The following is a 15,880-nucleotide window of genomic DNA, read 5'->3' on the forward strand; positions in this document are numbered from 1 at the left end:
GCCTCTTAACTAATTAGCGTTGATACGACACTTAGCACTTACTGCTCCTAGTATATATATTGCAAATAGTTATTTAGTTTAGACTAATTATAGACGTAAATGCTATTTGCATGATGAAGACTAACATTATTCACGTGCAAAGGAAGATGGAGAAATCACATTTCTTTTTTTCTTGATAGGAAGAAAATAACCCATACGACTAGATTAATTATACTAAATAAACTAAGGGAATAAGCTCCAAGTATGGGATAAAAAAGGGCAGTAAACCCATCAGCTATTAAGGTGGAAACATCAGTGATCGTAGCCAAAACACCGCTTTCTACTACTGGATAATCAGACCTAGACATCATATTACCTATCATAATAGGCCATACTATTGAATTACCTACTTGAGAAAATATACCATAAGCTACCAACACGTAAAGTTGGGGAGTTAAGGGGAATAGAAACTCACTAATCGTTGCAATAGTTACACCTAACACTAAATTAAACGATATTTTACTTTTAGGAAAATACAAAGGAATTATGGAGCCAGCCACGTTAGCGAGTATAAATGATACACTAAACCAACCCGCGGAACTAACTTTACTAAAGATTAATGGTTCAATTAAACCCCCAACAGTGGCTAAAGACATACTAAGCATGAATGAAAGTAGAAAGAATGGAGAAAAGGCACTAAAGACCTTTCTTACCTCTAGAATGCTGGGCTTTGATACTTTTCCTTTCTTTGTATCTAGAGCAAATATCAAAGGAATACAGATTAACCAAACTATTAATGAGGCCAGAAAGAGATCGTTTATACCTTTCAAGAGAAATAAAAGGATTAATATGGTTATTAAACTTCCCACTACGTATCCAAGGAACTTAGAAGAGATGAAAAAATTAGCCCTTTGATACCTTGAAGATAAGTTTGGTTCGGAATAAGAAAAGAAGATTGCATTTAAGAAGAGGAGTAGAGAGGTTACGAGCCCATTTATTGCTCCAACTAATGCAACGACTACTATATTGAGGGGAAGTAACTTAAAAAAGAGAATCCACGAGAGGATTGCTTGATAAGCAAAGGCTATAAAGAGTGATGATTTAGGTCTGTTTTTTAATACTTCAGCAATAAAAGGTGAAACTGCAGCTCTAAGACTTACGCTCGCAGTGGAAAATATAAATGAGTATTCTGCACTCCTTAAATAATATTCGAAATATACGGGCAAGTAAAAGTACTGAGAAGATGCTACATTTATGGAAATAAGTAAAATGTAAGATATTATATCATTACGCCTCATAAAATTTTATCTACATGAAGTCATAAAACTTTTTCTTTGCAATAAGTTGAGTAGTTAAGAATAATTTTCATACTTAAATCTTAGCAATTGATAACTCTATAAGAATAATTACAGAATACAAGTTTTTATAATAAATCAAGGTGGTTAGTCTAAAAGCTCTTTCGTGAATTATAATGAGACTAACTTTTATTGGTTAACTATAAAAAGTAAAGTAGATGAATTCAAATACATTTCGAGAGCAGGAAGAGAAGAAAATTTGCCCAATAGTGGAAACAATAAAGATAATCGGTACAGAACCTAGGTTACTCGTACTAAGATATCTTTTTGATGGACCTAAAGGGTTTAATGAATTATTAAGAGAAACGAAACTAAGTTCAAAAACTTTATCCTCAACTTTAAAGTTTCTTGAAAATACAGGTATAATTGAAAGAAAAATAGCGAGCACTAGACCGTTTAGAGTCGAGTATGTGTTAACCGATAAGGGAAAAGAATTAGAAAATCTTTTTAAAATAATGAAAGACTGGGGAGAGAAGTGGGTTTTAAGATCTGCTGAGTTTCAAAAAAAATGAATAGTATAACTTTTTGCTTACTTCCGATTTAGAGATTTGGACCTGGCAATATAGCTATTGATCCCGGGCCTAAAAGTAATAATAAGATTGAGCCAGCTAGAAATAAAATATCGAGGTCGTACCCAGGATTTGTAATCGATGGGAGTGGTTTCTTCATTTTGGTAATACTAGTGATAACCGTACCCAAGAAGAAAAGGGTTAGTATTGAATCTACCAGTACGTAAAACGTTCCCAGTATTACAAGTATTCCTCCTACGAGCTCTATGAGCATAGAAAGATCCACAAAAATTGTAGGTATTCCTATTTGCTTCATAAATCCCTTTAATTGGATGCTCGTGTTTTTGTTTATTTTGGGAAACGAATGAGGTATTAGTGATATTCCGAAGAGTATTCTAAATATTAATAAACCTATTGCTTCCAATGTTCCATTCATTACTTTATCACTTACTCTAAGTTTACTTAGTAAAGCATATAAATTAGTAAGAGAATTGAAAGCAAGTAAATTACCCTCTAGAAACCAAATTTACTAGGTTTCATGAAACATAAAAATTCGGAACCTTGAACTTCGAAAAGTAGCTCATACGCAATAGTTAAGTAAAATATCCTTTATCTATATATTTGGTATATGATGAAAGAGACTGTTAATTATCATGAGGAAGTTATTGAAGCTGAATATTCTAGTGAGGGATATGTTATCGTTAATTACGCTCGTTCATATAACTTAAATAGAATACTAGTAAATGGAAAATGGGTAATTGTAACTGACTTAGGGAAAACAATAAATGAAGTTACTCCTGGCAAAGAATTCGAGCCATGCGAAAGTTATGTTCATACCTCAGTTAAGATGTGGATAGAAAGTGAAAAACTATTAGAAATTTTGAAAGGAATAGTTGACTCTTCTGATATTGATATAAAGTTAGTAAGCAAGAAGGTTAGTAGAAGAATAAATATGCATGATATAAAGGAATGCAAGGAAGAGAAGGTGGTAAATTACGTCAGATATAATGATATGAGCTTTGCATATACTGGTGATCCTCATGATATACCGTCAATAATAGAATATTTAAAGACCAGTATAGTGAACATACCTTCAAAAAGATTGTTAACTGAAAGTGGTAGAGTGACCTTCATATTAGATCCTGAGGTAGCTGGTCACGTTTTTCACCATCTTGTACTTAATTACATGAGGGGAAATGCGCCAGCATTTAAAATTAATGAAAAGATATTTGGAGAAATCACAATTTATGATAATCCTTTAAATCCTTTTTCACATTCATTTTCATATTTCGATGATGAGGGAGTAAGAACACGGAAGAAGGAACTTATAGGAGATGGGATTATTATTAATTATTTAGGTACCTTAACCTCAAAATTTGGCAATGCTGGGAATGCTAGGGGATTATTACCTAAACCCGATTATTTTACACTAGAATTTAAGACTGGAGATTGGAAACTTGACGAAATGATTCAAGAAAGTAAGGGATCCTACCTAGCAATTGGCGTAAAGAGATCTGAAATGGTCCAAAATAGTGTGAGAATATACCCTAGAAGTGTTATAAAGGTTGGTGAAGGTAGAGTATTTATTAGGGAAGTTGCAATTCCACTTCAAGATTTATTAAGTATCGATGCAATTACCAGAGAAACTAAGGGGGTATTTATTGATGAAGAGCATGGAGGTGTGATGCCATACATAAGAATGAAAGCGAGAGCAATACTTTATTAAAAATAGCAATTAAAGAGGCGTACGAAAATATAATTTATAGAAGAAAACCCATTGAATTTTTAGATCTAATAAAAGGAAAAATAGTAGTAGATGTAGGATGTGGCTCTGGACAGAATTGCTTAGAGTTACAAAAAAGAAGTAAACTAGTTATATGCTTAGATTTAGCATTAAGGCAAATAACTGAAGCAAAAAAGAGAGGTTGCGAAAATCTTATCCAAGCCGACATGGAGTATTTACCACTTAGAGATTTTTCCATGACCTCACTCTTATACATAGCTTCAATACACCATTTAATGGATCCTCATTTAGCATTAAATGAAGCGAAGAGAGTATTAAAGGAAAACGGTGAAATTCTAGTTACAGTATGGTTAGTTCAACCAAGGTTTATGTTCAGAAGATACGTATTAACGAAGAGTTACCTAAATGGTAAAGAGGTCAGAAGATACTATAGATTATACTATCCTAATGAGTTGAAGAAAATAATGCAAAAGGTGGGGTTTAAGAAAGTTAAGTATAAGATATACAGAGTTAAGAGTTTTCTTCCAAACAATGCAATGTTTTATGGTATTAAATCCTTAGCCATATAAGGTCCTTCCTTAACATATCCCTTCTTTCTATAATACTCCCTCGCGCCAATTCCCGATAGCACCAAAATCTTCTTGGCGTCGAATTCCTCCCTAGATATCCTCTCAGCTTCACTTAGTAACTTACTACCATAACCCTTATGTTGGAATCCAAAATCATCCCACATTCCCACTGGAACTTCAATGCCATAAACGTGTAGCTCTCTAACGATAGCGACTCTTTTGTTTTTTATCTCACTTCTATGTGCTTTATCAGAGGGTATCCTTAACCTTAAATAGCCGATTAGGATATTCTGATCATCTTCAAAGGATAAGAATACTTCAGTTCCTCCACTAGCTTCATATACTTCCTTATTTAACCTTATTTTATCATCATGAGGCGTTAATCCTTTATGTTGCCACACCATTCCTACTTCCCTATACCTTATCTCATTTATCATAATTCCCTTTTCAATAGCCCTCTTCTCCACTAATTCCCTTAAGTTACCTTTCCTATTACCATCTAAGATTATGGTTGCTGGAATGTCCCTTTGAATTCTCATTACTCTAACCCACTTTGGAATATATCTATACATTTCTGATATCAGTTCTACTAAAGTATCAGTGTCATAAGGCTTATAAAGACCCCTCTTCCATAAGTGTACTAAAGGAGCTGTCTCGACTACTAACGTGGGATAAATCTTCAGCATGTCTGGTCTAAAAGAGGGATCTTGGAAAATGGTCTTAAGTGCTTCTAAATCCTTATCCGGATCTGATTTAGGCAAGCCTAACATTAAGTGATATACAACTTTAAAGCCAGCGTCCTTTAATATTCTGGTAGCTTCAATTGAGTCATTTACTGAATGTCCTCTGTTCGTAAACCTTAATATATCATCATAAATAGTTTGAACCCCTAATTCCACTTTAGTAGCTCCTAATCTTAGTAGTTGATCAGTGTGAGGTTCTTTAGCCCAATCGGGTTTAGTCTCAACCGTCATTCCTACACATCTAACACTTGCATTTTCGTTCCTTAATTGGGCATCTTCTAAATAAGTAAAAGTTTTTTTATTGGCTTCTGGGAACTGATTCATCCCCTCTAGAGCTTGCGTTACAAACCACTCTTGATAGTCCAAGGGCATAGCCAAGAACGTACCGCCCATGATTATCAATTCAACTTTACTAGGCGTGTGCCCATTTTCAACGTATTGCTTTAGTCTAGATTGAACTTGATAAAAAGGGTCATAATTATTTTCTACAGCTCTCATTAACGTGGGTTCCCTTCCATAATAACTTTGAGGAGTTCCTACTTCAACTCCACCCGGGCAAAATATGCACTTTCCGTGAGGGCACGGATAAGGATGCGTCATTACCGCTACTATAGTTACTCCAGATAACATTCTCGTTGGCTTTCTTATTACTTGCATTATTCTTTACCTTTATGTCAGAGCTTATTATTTTTTAAGGAAGCAAAGTTACTTTCTTAATGTTTCGTTATGTTTGATCTGATCTCCTCTATGCTCTAAGGCGAAACAAAATATTTTATTGCTAAAAGGTCACTTGTTCCTTTTCTAACTTTTCTCCCTTAGAAGGTTCTCCTCATCGATTCTCGTCTAAGGGATAATCGAGAGGCTCAGAAAACTCCCTCCTATTGTTAGGAAATAAATACTTTACAATCCCGCCTTTAAGGGAGAGGCTTTCTTCATTTTGTAAAACTTTTATTCTAAGTTTGATAACTCACTATCGAATGAAAGCTGTTATATTTGATTTAGATGGAACTTTAGCAAATACTGAAGAAATCCATAGAGAAGCATGGGAGTTAGCGTTGGAGAGATTAGGATTTAAAGTTAACGTGGATATAAGGCAACTCTTAGGCAAGAAAACTATTGACATAGCTCGGATTTTGGTAGGGAATGAAAACGCTGAAAGATTAGCCTTAGTTAAAACTCAGATTTATTCAGAGCTAATAAAGATAAAAGCTAAACCTAAGCCTTGCGCAATTGATTTAATAGGGAAGCTTAAAGAGAAAGATATTAAGATTGCTGTAGTGACATCATCTATGAGATCTTCAGCAACTGAAGTACTAGAAATTATCAGAGTTAAACCAGATGTTTTGGTCGCCGGGGATGATGTAAAAATCGGTAAACCAAATCCTATGCCGGTAATTAAGGCTTTGGAATTGATTGGTTCTGAACCTAAAGACGCAATAGGAATTGGGGATACAATTTATGATGTAATGGCATATCACTCTGCAGGTATTAAGAAGATATTTCTAGTTAAAAGTAGTGTGCCAGTTAATGAAGATGAAATTAAGAGATATGATGCAATGATTTTGCACACTTTATGTGAATTGGTTTTTAAAAATACATTATAAAAATAATGATTACATATATCTCTTCATTTTATCGAAAGCAAGATTTTTAAATGTGGTAAATGAGAATATATTTAAAGGGGTATTAGAATGCTTGGTAGTCCATATGATTGGATAATAATACTTGTTGTGGTAGCTGTGGTGTTCTTCGGTGCTTCAAAAATACCGGAGATATTTAGATCAATGGGTAGGGCTGTTGGAGAGTTTAAGAAGGGTAGGATTGAATCTGAATTAGAATTGCAACAAATGCAACAAGCTTTCACTCAACAGTCTTTAAACCAACCATTGGTAAAGCAAGAGCCTCAAGATAAGGCTAAAGAATTAGAACAAAAAATTCAGGAACTACAAAAACAGTTAGATGAGTTAAAGAAGCAGTCCAATAAATAATAATCTTCTAAAGTCACATATTTTTTGAAAATAATAATTAAGGGGGAGAGTAATGCTTAACAATGTAAATGACTTCCTAGTAGTGTTAGTAGTATTCGTATTATTAATGGCTGGGCAAAAAGACGTAGGAAATACTGCGAAATCAATAGGGAGATTTATAGGAGAATTAAAGAAAAGACAAGAGGAGTTTAGAACTGAACTAATGAGAGAACTAAATTCAGCTTCATTAGAAGATGAAAAAGTTAACATCCCCACTAAATATGTCAAAAGTGTAAATAATACAAATAATGATGAAAAAGTTAAAGAAATAGAGATGAAAATAAGACAGCTCCAAGAGGAACTGAAAAGGTTGAAGAACGATGGTGGAAAGAACTAAAGAAGAATATATGGAGGAGAAGCCTTTAATCGAACACTTAAGAGAGTTAGCATACAGATTAAGACGAATGTTAATATCATTATTTGTTACTTTCTTGATTTATTTCATGATTGGTATCCAAACTGTTGAAATTAATCTCCCTTTTCCCTTTTTTGGGTTAAAGGTTTTACCAGCTATAGTACCTTTTCCTTATCCATCCTTATTTGATAGTATATCCGTTCAGCTCACTCAAATTTTTATATATAATGAGCTCCCAAAGGGCGTAAAATTAATAATAATAAATTTATTTGACCCGCTATTTGCTTCATTTTATATTTCTTTATATCTAGCATTGTTCACTTCAATACCTATTATAATAAGGGAGATCTGGGCGTTTGTGTCTCCGGGTTTATACGAACATGAGAAAAGAACGGTGAGAAATATAATAGTTCCTGGTTTTATATTGTTTGGACTAGGCTCTTCCTTTGCGTATTTCATTATGATACCTTTGATGTTAAGAATAATCCTCCTATATGCTGATTCATTAGGTTCAGCTGTTGAGCCAACATTAGGATTAAGATCATTTGTATCGACAGTTATGACTTTAATGATGGCTACCGGACTATCATTTGAGCTTCCACTGATAATGGTTATGTTAACTTCGATAGGCTTAGTGAAATCCACTACATGGATGAAGAACTGGAGATGGGGAGTTCTAGTCTCTTTTATAATAGCCTGGATCATTTCACCAGGGACTACGGGTGGAATAATGGAAACCATAATAGGCTTGACTCTTTCATCATTATATTTTGTGGGAGCTATAGTTACTAGAAGCTTGGAAAATAAGCGTAAAACAAAAACATTAGTTAATAGGTAAATTATTATTGTTGACTTATTTTGTTTTTCATCTGACCTTCCTACTCTACCTAGAATCTCAAGCTTTCATTTTTCTTTTGATTCATTTGTTGAAATTTAGCTATTTGGATTATTCTAAAATGAAAGATTTGACGTCATGAATTTACGATATTGATGGATTACATGAGTTAGTCTACGAAAATTTTTTATATATGGATAACCCATCCAGTTAGTATGGAGAAACTTAATTTAATTGCAGTAGTTTTAGGATTGATTATAATTGTAGGAATCATTTCGGCTATATTCTTTTATTATGGGAGAAACTCAAATAATTCCATAACATCCACTGAGGTTAATCAGAAATTACGAATAGTCTCATTAGCTCCTAGTGACACGCAAATTCTAATTTCATTAGGTTTAGGAAAATACATCGTAGGTATAGACTACTATTCTTATCAGTTGTTGAAATATCTTAATATGACAAGTTTATTACCTAAAAATGTTACAGTGTTCTCGCAGATAACACCGCCTAATGTTTCTGGGCTCCTATTACTACATCCCACAGTAGTTGTAGTAGAAAAAGGTCTTATAGGAAATTATGTGTCAGAATTGCAAAGCGCCGGTATTAATGTGTTCTTGACTAATAACGATTTTGCATCTTCATTCTCTCAGATAGAATATTGCATAACTAAACTAGGGGAGTACTTTAATCAAACGCAAAACGCTAATAAGATTATTAATTGGATGAATGAGAAAGTTTCTAATTTCTCCAGCTCTGGAAATGTGACTGTAGGATACTTATTGTGGATTTGTCCGAATCTAGATTTCTATACTGCAGGAGGAAATGTGTTCATCAGTTCTATAATAACCTTGGCGGGAGGAGTAAACGTATTCGCAAATTACTCGGGTTATCCACTATTATCAGCTGACAAACTAATAGTATCTAAACCATCTATAATAATTGCTCAAGAAGAGTATAATTTGAGTTACACGAATTATCTTATATCGCAATATCCGTACATTAACAAGTCTAATGTTTATATAATGGGGAATTTCGCAACTAGTCTATTTAATGAACCTGGACCTCTTTCAGTATATTCTATAGAAATAATACACATGATCATTACGGGAAGTGCCCCAAAGTATATTAATTATTCTTGGGTTATGGCTCATCTTAACGTGACTTTACCGGTGTATTAGTATGAATAAATTTGGATTTTTTTCGATATTTCTACTTATTTTTTTAACATTTCTCTCACTCGTGTATGGGGAGGTTAAAATACCGCTACATGATATATTTAGTCCAAGAGGGGTTTATTCATATATATTGTTTAACATAAGATTACCAACAATAGTTGCTACGTTTTCAATCGGTATAATTTTATCAGTTTCTGGAGCAATATTACAAATGTTATTAAGGAACCCGTTAGTAGATTCATATATTAGTGGTACAGCCTCTGGAGGGGCTTTTGGTGCAGTATTGAGTTACTTCTTCTTAGTTTTTAACTTGCCTTTTAGCTGGATAATTTATTTTCAACCCTTTTTCGCGTTTATCACTGCTCTCTTAGCAACTTTTATAACTGTGGTCATAGGGAGAAAAACAGGAATTTTAGGGCTCGTTATAGGCGGGGTATTAGTATCTTTTATTTTCTCCTCTCTCATGACCTTACTTTTATCTGTATTGAGTATAAAATATCCACAGATACCGCCTTTAACGTTCTGGCTCTTAGGAGATATAAGTGTAGTTGGTTGGACTAATGTTATAATATTGTTAATTTTATCGATTATACTTATTTATTTCAGCGTTAAGAAGTCTAGGCTGATAGATTTAGTTTCTATTAGTGATGAGATCTCATTTGCTCATGGAATAAATCCTAGCAAGGAGAGGATAATATGGTTAGTTATTATTAGCCTCATGGTAGCATATTGCGTTTCTGTAGCAGGAATAATTGGATTCTTAGGAATAATTGTTCCCCATATAGTACGAAGGTTAATTGGAGGAAATACTAGAGTTCTAATATTGTACTCGTCTGTACTGGGTTCTGAAATTCTATTGATAAGTAGATTGATAGCTGAAGGAACATTTGGATATTTCATTCCATTAACCGCTATAATGTCTATAATTGGAGCACCAATAATGATATCAGCTTTGGTGAAAAGGAATGTTAGCACTGAAGAACATTGAGGTAAAAATAGGTAAGAAAACAATACTAGATAATGTAACATTCGAGGCAGACAAAGGGATAAACGTTATTTTAGGACCTAACGGAAGCGGAAAGACAACCATCTTGAGAAGTATTATAGGAGTAATAAAGGTTGTAAGGGGAGAGATAATTATAAAAGGAAGTTTATCTTACGTACCTTCTGAGTTCTTCTCTCCGTCTATGAGGGTAATAGATGTTATTTTATCAGGTAATAAAAGGGTAGATTATGATTATTATATAAAACAATTAAACATAGAGGACTTCCTAGAACGGGACTTTTCAACTTTAAGTTCAGGTGAGAAAAAGCTGGTTTTAATCGCAAAAGCCTTGGCTGAGGGGGATAACGTATTAATGGATGAACCCTTAGCTAATTTAGACGTTAAAAATAGGCTAAGAATATTAAAGACCCTTAAAAAATTTGATAAAACTTTCTTAATAACGTCTCATGAACTAGATATATTGAACTATTCTAATAAGGTAATTTTAATTCGAAAAGGTAAGATAATTTATGAGGGAAGTGTTGATAAATTGGAGACAGACTTACTCTCTGCTACTTATGGTGTTTGTGTTAAGAGAGTAGGTAATGGAGAGGGAATATATTATAAGTTTGAAGAAGAATGTATCTAATCATCACTTAAGACTTTCATCACTCTTCAGACGCTGGCGAATTAATCATTTACATGAATTAATGGAAGAAAAATTTAAATTTCGGTTAGGGTTACCCTAATATTGATGAACATGTTAAATATAGAGACCTTGTTAAATCCTCCCAACGGTCTTTCCATAACTGAAATAATCATAATCTCGTTGATTTTAGGAATGCTACATGGTATAACGCCAGACGAGCATACTTGGCCTATAACGTTTAGTTATGCTGTAGGGAAATATAGTACAAGAGGTGGTATGAAAGCAGGATTTCTATTCTCATTAGGTTTCACCATTCAAAGAGCATTTTTGACGACATTGGGATTCATTGGGCTAGCAGCAATATATAATAAATATAACTTGGACGGTCCAGTTTACGCTATCGTAGGAATTGTAATGGCAATTGCTGGATCTTATATATTAAAAGGAAAGTATTTACACGTACCTATTGATGCTTTGATGAGAAGTAGACAGCATAGTAGTGAAATAGGAGGAGTTAAAGACGTTCCACTGAAAATGACTGTTGTCCATGGTTTAATTGCTGGATTTGGATTTGGAGCATATGCCTCAATTATAACTTTTGTGCTAGCTCCACAATTACCGTCAGTAATTTATGCACCACTACCTGGCCTATTCTTTGGTCTAGGTACGATGTTGATGCAAATAATCTTCGGTTCAATATTTGGTAATATACTACGTTTAAAGAAGCTTACTGAAGAACAAATTTCATATATTGCTAAGAAGACTGCTGGGAGAGTTCTATATTATGGAGGAATAGTATTTGTCATAGTGGGTTTGCTAATAATTGCGTTCCCTATAATTGATAACTTTGCTATCCCTACTGGAAATCCAATACCTAATCTAGATGCAATAGATATTGGATTTTTACTGGTAGTATCAGTAGTAGGATTAATCGGTATAAGTAGCATAATTTACGGCTTTAAGGAAGCAGTGAAATTAATAAAGAAGTAACGGGCTTTTTACTTTCACACTTTATAACATTTTTAAGTTACGTCTTTTATTTTATTCTATGAGCAGTGATTTCTTTAATTCGATTGCTCATAAATGGCAAGAAGCGTGGGAGAGAAGCAAGATATTTGAAGCTAATGTAGATGAAAATAAACCTAAATTTTTCATTACTGTCCCATTTCCTTATACTAATAGTCCAATGCATGTAGGACATGGTAGAACTTATATTACTGCTGATATTTACGCCAGATACTATAGAATGAAAGGTTATAATGTGTTGTTCCCGTTTGCCTTTCAGTTTACCGGAACCCCAGTCTTAGCAATTGCTGAGTCTATAAGGAGGGGAGATCCAGATATGATAGAGTTCTTCAAAACCGTTTATGGTATACCAGAAGAGAAGGTAAAGGAACTTAGTGACCCTTATAAACTAGCTGAGTACTTTAAGGGAGAAATGACTGATACAGCTAAGAAAATAGGTTTAAGTATTGATTGGAGGAGAAGCTTTACTACTATCGATAATAGGTTCGAAAAGTTCGTACAATGGCAATTGCGAAAACTAAAAGAATTAGGATATTTAGTTACTGATGAGGGCATTGTAGGATATTGTCCACATGATAACTTCCCAGTTGGAATGCATGATACAAGGGGGGATATAGAGCCCGAAATAATTCAAATGTCAGTAATAATGTTTGAAGGTGAGCAAGGTTATAACTTTATGGTCGCTACTTCAAGACCCGAATTAATATTTGGAGTAGTGATGTTAATCATTAACCCAGAATCTAAATATGTTGTAGTAGAGTATAGAAACAAAAGGTTCATTATATCTGAAAAAACTTATTTAAAGTTATCCTATCAGAAGGAAATGAAACTCGTTAACGACATAGCTGTTCACGATATTTTAAAATTAAGTGCAATCAATCCAGTGACTAGAAAGAGGATTGAAGTAGTTCCTAGTAAGTACGTTGATCCCTCTTTAGGAACTGGTGTTGTTATGGGATATCCAGCTCATGATCCTTTCCACTATCTAGCCTTGGTCGAATCTAATAAAAACTTAGACGTAATACCAATTATAATTACTGAAGGATTAGGAGAGATCCCAGCTGAGGAAATAGTAGTTCAAACTAGAGATCCAGCTGAATTGAAAGATTTCGTTGAAAGTATTTACAGAACCGAATACTATAAGGGATACGTACGAGAAGAAGTATTATCAATAGTTCCTGACTTTTTAAAGCAATTTGTAAGAGAAAAGATTGTGAACAAAAGTGTACAAGAAGCTAGAAGAACTACGATAGAGCTACTTAAGATGCTGGACTCGTATGATACTATATTCGAGATAAGTAATGGCCCAATCTATTGTAGATGTGGTACTGAAATAGTTCTAAAGAAAGTTGATAAGCAATGGTTCATCACATATGATAATCCTAAATGGAAGTCCAATACAATAAAGGTATTAGGTAACATCGATTTTGTTCCGAAAGAGATGAAGAGAGAAGTTGAAAAGATAATCTTTAACACTAGGAGAGAAGCTATAAGCAGGTCAAGAGGATTAGGTGCTAGGTTACCTTGGGATGAGTCTCAAATAGTAGAAAGTCTAAGTGACTCTACGTTATATACTTTGCTATATACCGTAATCCACAAGATGAACTTTATGCCTAACGACGAGATATTCGATTATATATTTTTAGGTAAAGGTAACCCGTCTTCAGATATTGAGGGTCTTAGGAAGGAGTTCATGTATTGGTATCCTGTTGATCAAAGACATACGGGTAGGGATTTAATACAGAATCATATCCCATTTTACATCTATAATCATTTAGCGATCTTGGGAGAGAGATACTTACCGAGAAGGATCGTTACTAACGGTTTCGTTAGAGTGGGAGGTAGGAAAATGAGTAAGAGTTTAAGGAACATATATCCTTTATCTAAGGCTATAAAGGAGTTTGGAGTCGATCCGGTCAGGGTTTCTTTAGCTTGTAATACCGATTTGTCTCAAGATCTAGACTTCAACGTGAACCAGGTGACATCTTATGCTGAGCAGTTGAAGAGGTTATATGATCTAATTAGTACTCTCTTGTCAGTCAAGAGCGGATTAAAAGAACTGAGAATACCTGATAAGTGGCTGTTATCGAAGTTAAGAAGCTTAATATCCTCACTTAACCAGGCTATGGAAAACTTCGAGATAAGAAAAGCGGCTAACATAATTCTCTACGATATCTATAATGCACTTAAAGATTACTTTGATATGGTTGAAGTACCTAATGATGAGGTGATTTATAAGGTTTTATCTGTATGGATAAGAGCTCTGTCTCCATTCGTTCCGCATACTGCTGAAGAATTGTGGAGTAAGATCTCAGATTCGTTTGTATCATTAGAAAAATATCCCACTGAGCAAGAAGTTCAAAGCTATCCTGAGGCATTATTTGAAGTTAACTATTTGAATCAGATCGTAGAGAATGTAAGAGAGTTAGAGGATATCTTAGGTAAAAAGGCAGATAGGGTAATAATATATGTTGACAATAGCCCTAGGGGAAAGATGCTAATTAAGAAGGTAATCGAATATATTGATAAGGGAATACCGATGAGAGAATTTGTATCAGAGGTTGGGCAAAACGAGAAGGCTAGTGAAAAGCTTTACGTAACTCTATCCAAGCTTGATAAACCTATAAGGGATTTAATATATAGCACCAATATAAATGAAGAAGAAATAATATATAGAAATATGAACTATATTCTAAAGAAGTTAAAAGTTAGTGAGATAGTAGTTTATGATTCTAGTCAGCCAGATACGCCAGACATAAAGGGTAAGAAGGCTCAAGCGATACCTTTAATTCCATCAGTAATTGTATTCTAGCATGAGACATTTTATTATAGATTGTGATACAGCGGAGGATGATATATTAAGCTTATATATGCTGATAAAGAATGGAGTGAATGTTGAAGGTATAACGATAGTTGAAGGAAATATTTCTTTTGAACAAGAAGTATCAAATGCCCTATGGGCCTTGGAGCAAATAGATAAAGATATACCAGTTTTCCCTGGATCAAGAAAACCCTTAATAAAAAACTTTATGACAGTTGAAAAAGTGCATGGTAAGGGAGGAATTGGAGATATTATTGCTAAGCCGCAGAGACTAAAGGCCCAAAATAAGCATGCTGCGCTTGCGATCACTGAGTTAGCGGATAGATTTAGTGGTGAGCTAGAGTTCTTAGCAATTTCTCCACTCACGAACTTAGCATTGGCATACCTGCTAGATAATTCAATTGTAGATAAGATTAAGAAGGTGTGGATAATGGGGGGTTCAGTTTATAGTATAGGAAATATAACACCAGTAGCTGAATTCAATATTTGGGTTGATCCAGATGCTGCTAAAATAGTTTTTAACGCTGGATTCGATATTACTATGGTACCATGGGATGTTATAATTAATTATCCAGTGACTAATGAGGAATGGGATAGAATAAATAAGATGAACACGAAGATGAGCAGATTATATGTGTCAATGTATAAGCATTACAGAGAATATTCTTCTTCAGTTCAAAGGATTAATGGTCACCCTCATCCTGATGCAATTACTACAGCAATTGCTATAGATAGTACAATAGCTACAAGGAAAGAGAAAAGATACGTAGTAATCGATAATACGGATGGTTATACTAGGGGAATGACTCTGGTTGATAGATTTGATGCAGACACTAGTTGGTCTGATAGCCCTAATGCAGAAATAATATATGAAATAGATAAAAATAGATTTATGGAAAAAATCTATGACTTACTTAACTGGTTTTAAGTTTTAAGAACTTGTATCTTAACTACTCCTTCATTTTCATCGTAAATTACCTTTACTAAATCTCCTTCTTTAATCTGGAACTTCTGCCTAACTTTTGCCGGTATTGTGACTTGATAGTTGCGAGAAACCTTTACAACTTCTTCTACTGCCATAAAAATGTATTAGTAAAAAAGGGTT

Annotated in this window: 17 protein-coding genes; 13 read left to right on the forward strand and 4 right to left on the reverse strand. The window is 34.0% G+C overall.

Annotated features, from left to right (window positions below):
• Window positions 1-155: 155 nt before the first annotated feature.
• Entirely contained in the window at window positions 156-1,277 is a 1,122-nt protein-coding gene (locus BFU36_RS03275; protein WP_069282253.1) for a hypothetical protein, read from the reverse strand.
• A 215-nt stretch (window positions 1,278-1,492) separates the two neighbouring features.
• On the opposite strand from BFU36_RS03275, the gene BFU36_RS03280 reads away from it, so the two are divergent.
• The gene (locus tag BFU36_RS03280; RefSeq protein ID WP_069282254.1) at window positions 1,493-1,846 is read left to right on the forward strand and encodes a helix-turn-helix domain-containing protein; all 354 of its coding nucleotides are present in this window, start codon (window positions 1,493-1,495) and stop codon (window positions 1,844-1,846) included.
• Window positions 1,847-1,874: 28 nt separating this feature from the next.
• On the opposite strand, the gene BFU36_RS03285 is transcribed toward BFU36_RS03280, so the two are convergent.
• Window positions 1,875-2,279 carry a DoxX family protein gene (locus BFU36_RS03285; protein ID WP_069282255.1) on the reverse strand — a complete coding sequence of 135 codons (405 nt, stop codon included), beginning with the start codon at window positions 2,277-2,279 and terminating at the stop codon, window positions 1,875-1,877.
• Between the two features lie 192 nt (window positions 2,280-2,471).
• Between BFU36_RS03285 and BFU36_RS03290 the strand changes: the two genes are divergently transcribed.
• Together BFU36_RS03290 and BFU36_RS03295 are read left to right on the forward strand one after the other, a co-directional pair.
• Window positions 2,472-3,569 carry a metallopeptidase TldD-related protein gene (locus BFU36_RS03290; RefSeq protein ID WP_069282256.1) on the forward strand — a complete coding sequence of 366 codons (1,098 nt, stop codon included), beginning with the start codon at window positions 2,472-2,474 and terminating at the stop codon, window positions 3,567-3,569.
• Between the two features lie 32 nt (window positions 3,570-3,601).
• Entirely contained in the window at window positions 3,602-4,156 is a 555-nt protein-coding gene (locus BFU36_RS03295; protein ID WP_069282257.1) for a class I SAM-dependent methyltransferase, read from the forward strand.
• Here BFU36_RS03295 and BFU36_RS03300 read toward each other — a convergent pair.
• Entirely contained in the window at window positions 4,129-5,556 is a 1,428-nt protein-coding gene (locus BFU36_RS03300) for a tRNA uridine(34) 5-carboxymethylaminomethyl modification radical SAM/GNAT enzyme Elp3 (RefSeq protein WP_069282258.1), read from the reverse strand. The two genes, BFU36_RS03295 and BFU36_RS03300, sit on opposite strands and share 28 nt — an antisense overlap.
• Before the next feature lie 320 nt (window positions 5,557-5,876).
• On the opposite strand from BFU36_RS03300, the gene BFU36_RS03305 reads away from it, so the two are divergent.
• From BFU36_RS03305 to BFU36_RS03350, 10 genes are all read left to right on the forward strand, one after another.
• The gene (locus tag BFU36_RS03305; RefSeq protein WP_069282259.1) at window positions 5,877-6,503 is read left to right on the forward strand and encodes an HAD family phosphatase; all 627 of its coding nucleotides are present in this window, start codon (window positions 5,877-5,879) and stop codon (window positions 6,501-6,503) included.
• Between the two features lie 87 nt (window positions 6,504-6,590).
• On the forward strand, window positions 6,591-6,887 hold the full coding sequence (gene tatA / locus BFU36_RS03310) for a twin-arginine translocase TatA/TatE family subunit (protein WP_069282260.1): 297 nt from the start codon (window positions 6,591-6,593) through the stop codon (window positions 6,885-6,887).
• 52 nt (window positions 6,888-6,939) lie between these two features.
• Window positions 6,940-7,263 carry a twin-arginine translocase TatA/TatE family subunit gene (locus tag BFU36_RS03315; protein WP_069282261.1) on the forward strand — a complete coding sequence of 108 codons (324 nt, stop codon included), beginning with the start codon at window positions 6,940-6,942 and terminating at the stop codon, window positions 7,261-7,263.
• On the forward strand, window positions 7,247-8,119 hold the full coding sequence (gene tatC, locus BFU36_RS03320; RefSeq protein WP_069282262.1) for a twin-arginine translocase subunit TatC: 873 nt from the start codon (window positions 7,247-7,249) through the stop codon (window positions 8,117-8,119). Before BFU36_RS03315 ends, tatC begins: the two co-directional genes overlap by 17 nt.
• A gap of 212 nt (window positions 8,120-8,331) precedes the next feature.
• A complete protein-coding gene (locus BFU36_RS03325; protein WP_069282263.1) occupies window positions 8,332-9,297 on the forward strand; it encodes an ABC transporter substrate-binding protein in 966 nt (321 codons plus the stop codon).
• A gap of 1 nt (window position 9,298) precedes the next feature.
• Window positions 9,299-10,282, forward strand: a complete 984-nt coding sequence (locus tag BFU36_RS03330) for an iron ABC transporter permease (RefSeq protein ID WP_069282264.1) — start codon at window positions 9,299-9,301, stop codon at window positions 10,280-10,282.
• Window positions 10,260-10,928 carry an ABC transporter ATP-binding protein gene (locus tag BFU36_RS03335; protein WP_069282265.1) on the forward strand — a complete coding sequence of 223 codons (669 nt, stop codon included), beginning with the start codon at window positions 10,260-10,262 and terminating at the stop codon, window positions 10,926-10,928. Before BFU36_RS03330 ends, BFU36_RS03335 begins: the two co-directional genes overlap by 23 nt.
• 111 nt (window positions 10,929-11,039) lie before the next feature.
• Complete coding sequence (locus tag BFU36_RS03340; RefSeq protein ID WP_069282266.1) at window positions 11,040-11,918, forward strand: hypothetical protein; 879 nt, start codon at window positions 11,040-11,042, stop codon at window positions 11,916-11,918.
• Window positions 11,919-11,976: 58 nt separating this feature from the next.
• Window positions 11,977-14,766 carry a leucine--tRNA ligase gene (leuS, locus tag BFU36_RS03345; RefSeq protein ID WP_069282267.1) on the forward strand — a complete coding sequence of 930 codons (2,790 nt, stop codon included), beginning with the start codon at window positions 11,977-11,979 and terminating at the stop codon, window positions 14,764-14,766.
• 1 nt (window position 14,767) lies between these two features.
• Entirely contained in the window at window positions 14,768-15,703 is a 936-nt protein-coding gene (locus BFU36_RS03350) for a nucleoside hydrolase (protein WP_069282268.1), read from the forward strand.
• On the opposite strand, the gene BFU36_RS03355 is transcribed toward BFU36_RS03350, so the two are convergent.
• Complete coding sequence (locus BFU36_RS03355) at window positions 15,700-15,855, reverse strand: AbrB/MazE/SpoVT family DNA-binding domain-containing protein (RefSeq protein ID WP_069282269.1); 156 nt, start codon at window positions 15,853-15,855, stop codon at window positions 15,700-15,702. The genes BFU36_RS03350 and BFU36_RS03355 overlap by 4 nt on opposite strands.
• Window positions 15,856-15,880 lie beyond the last annotated feature (25 nt).

This window comes from Sulfolobus sp. A20, assembly GCF_001719125.1.
Classification (GTDB): domain Archaea; phylum Thermoproteota; class Thermoprotei_A; order Sulfolobales; family Sulfolobaceae; genus Saccharolobus.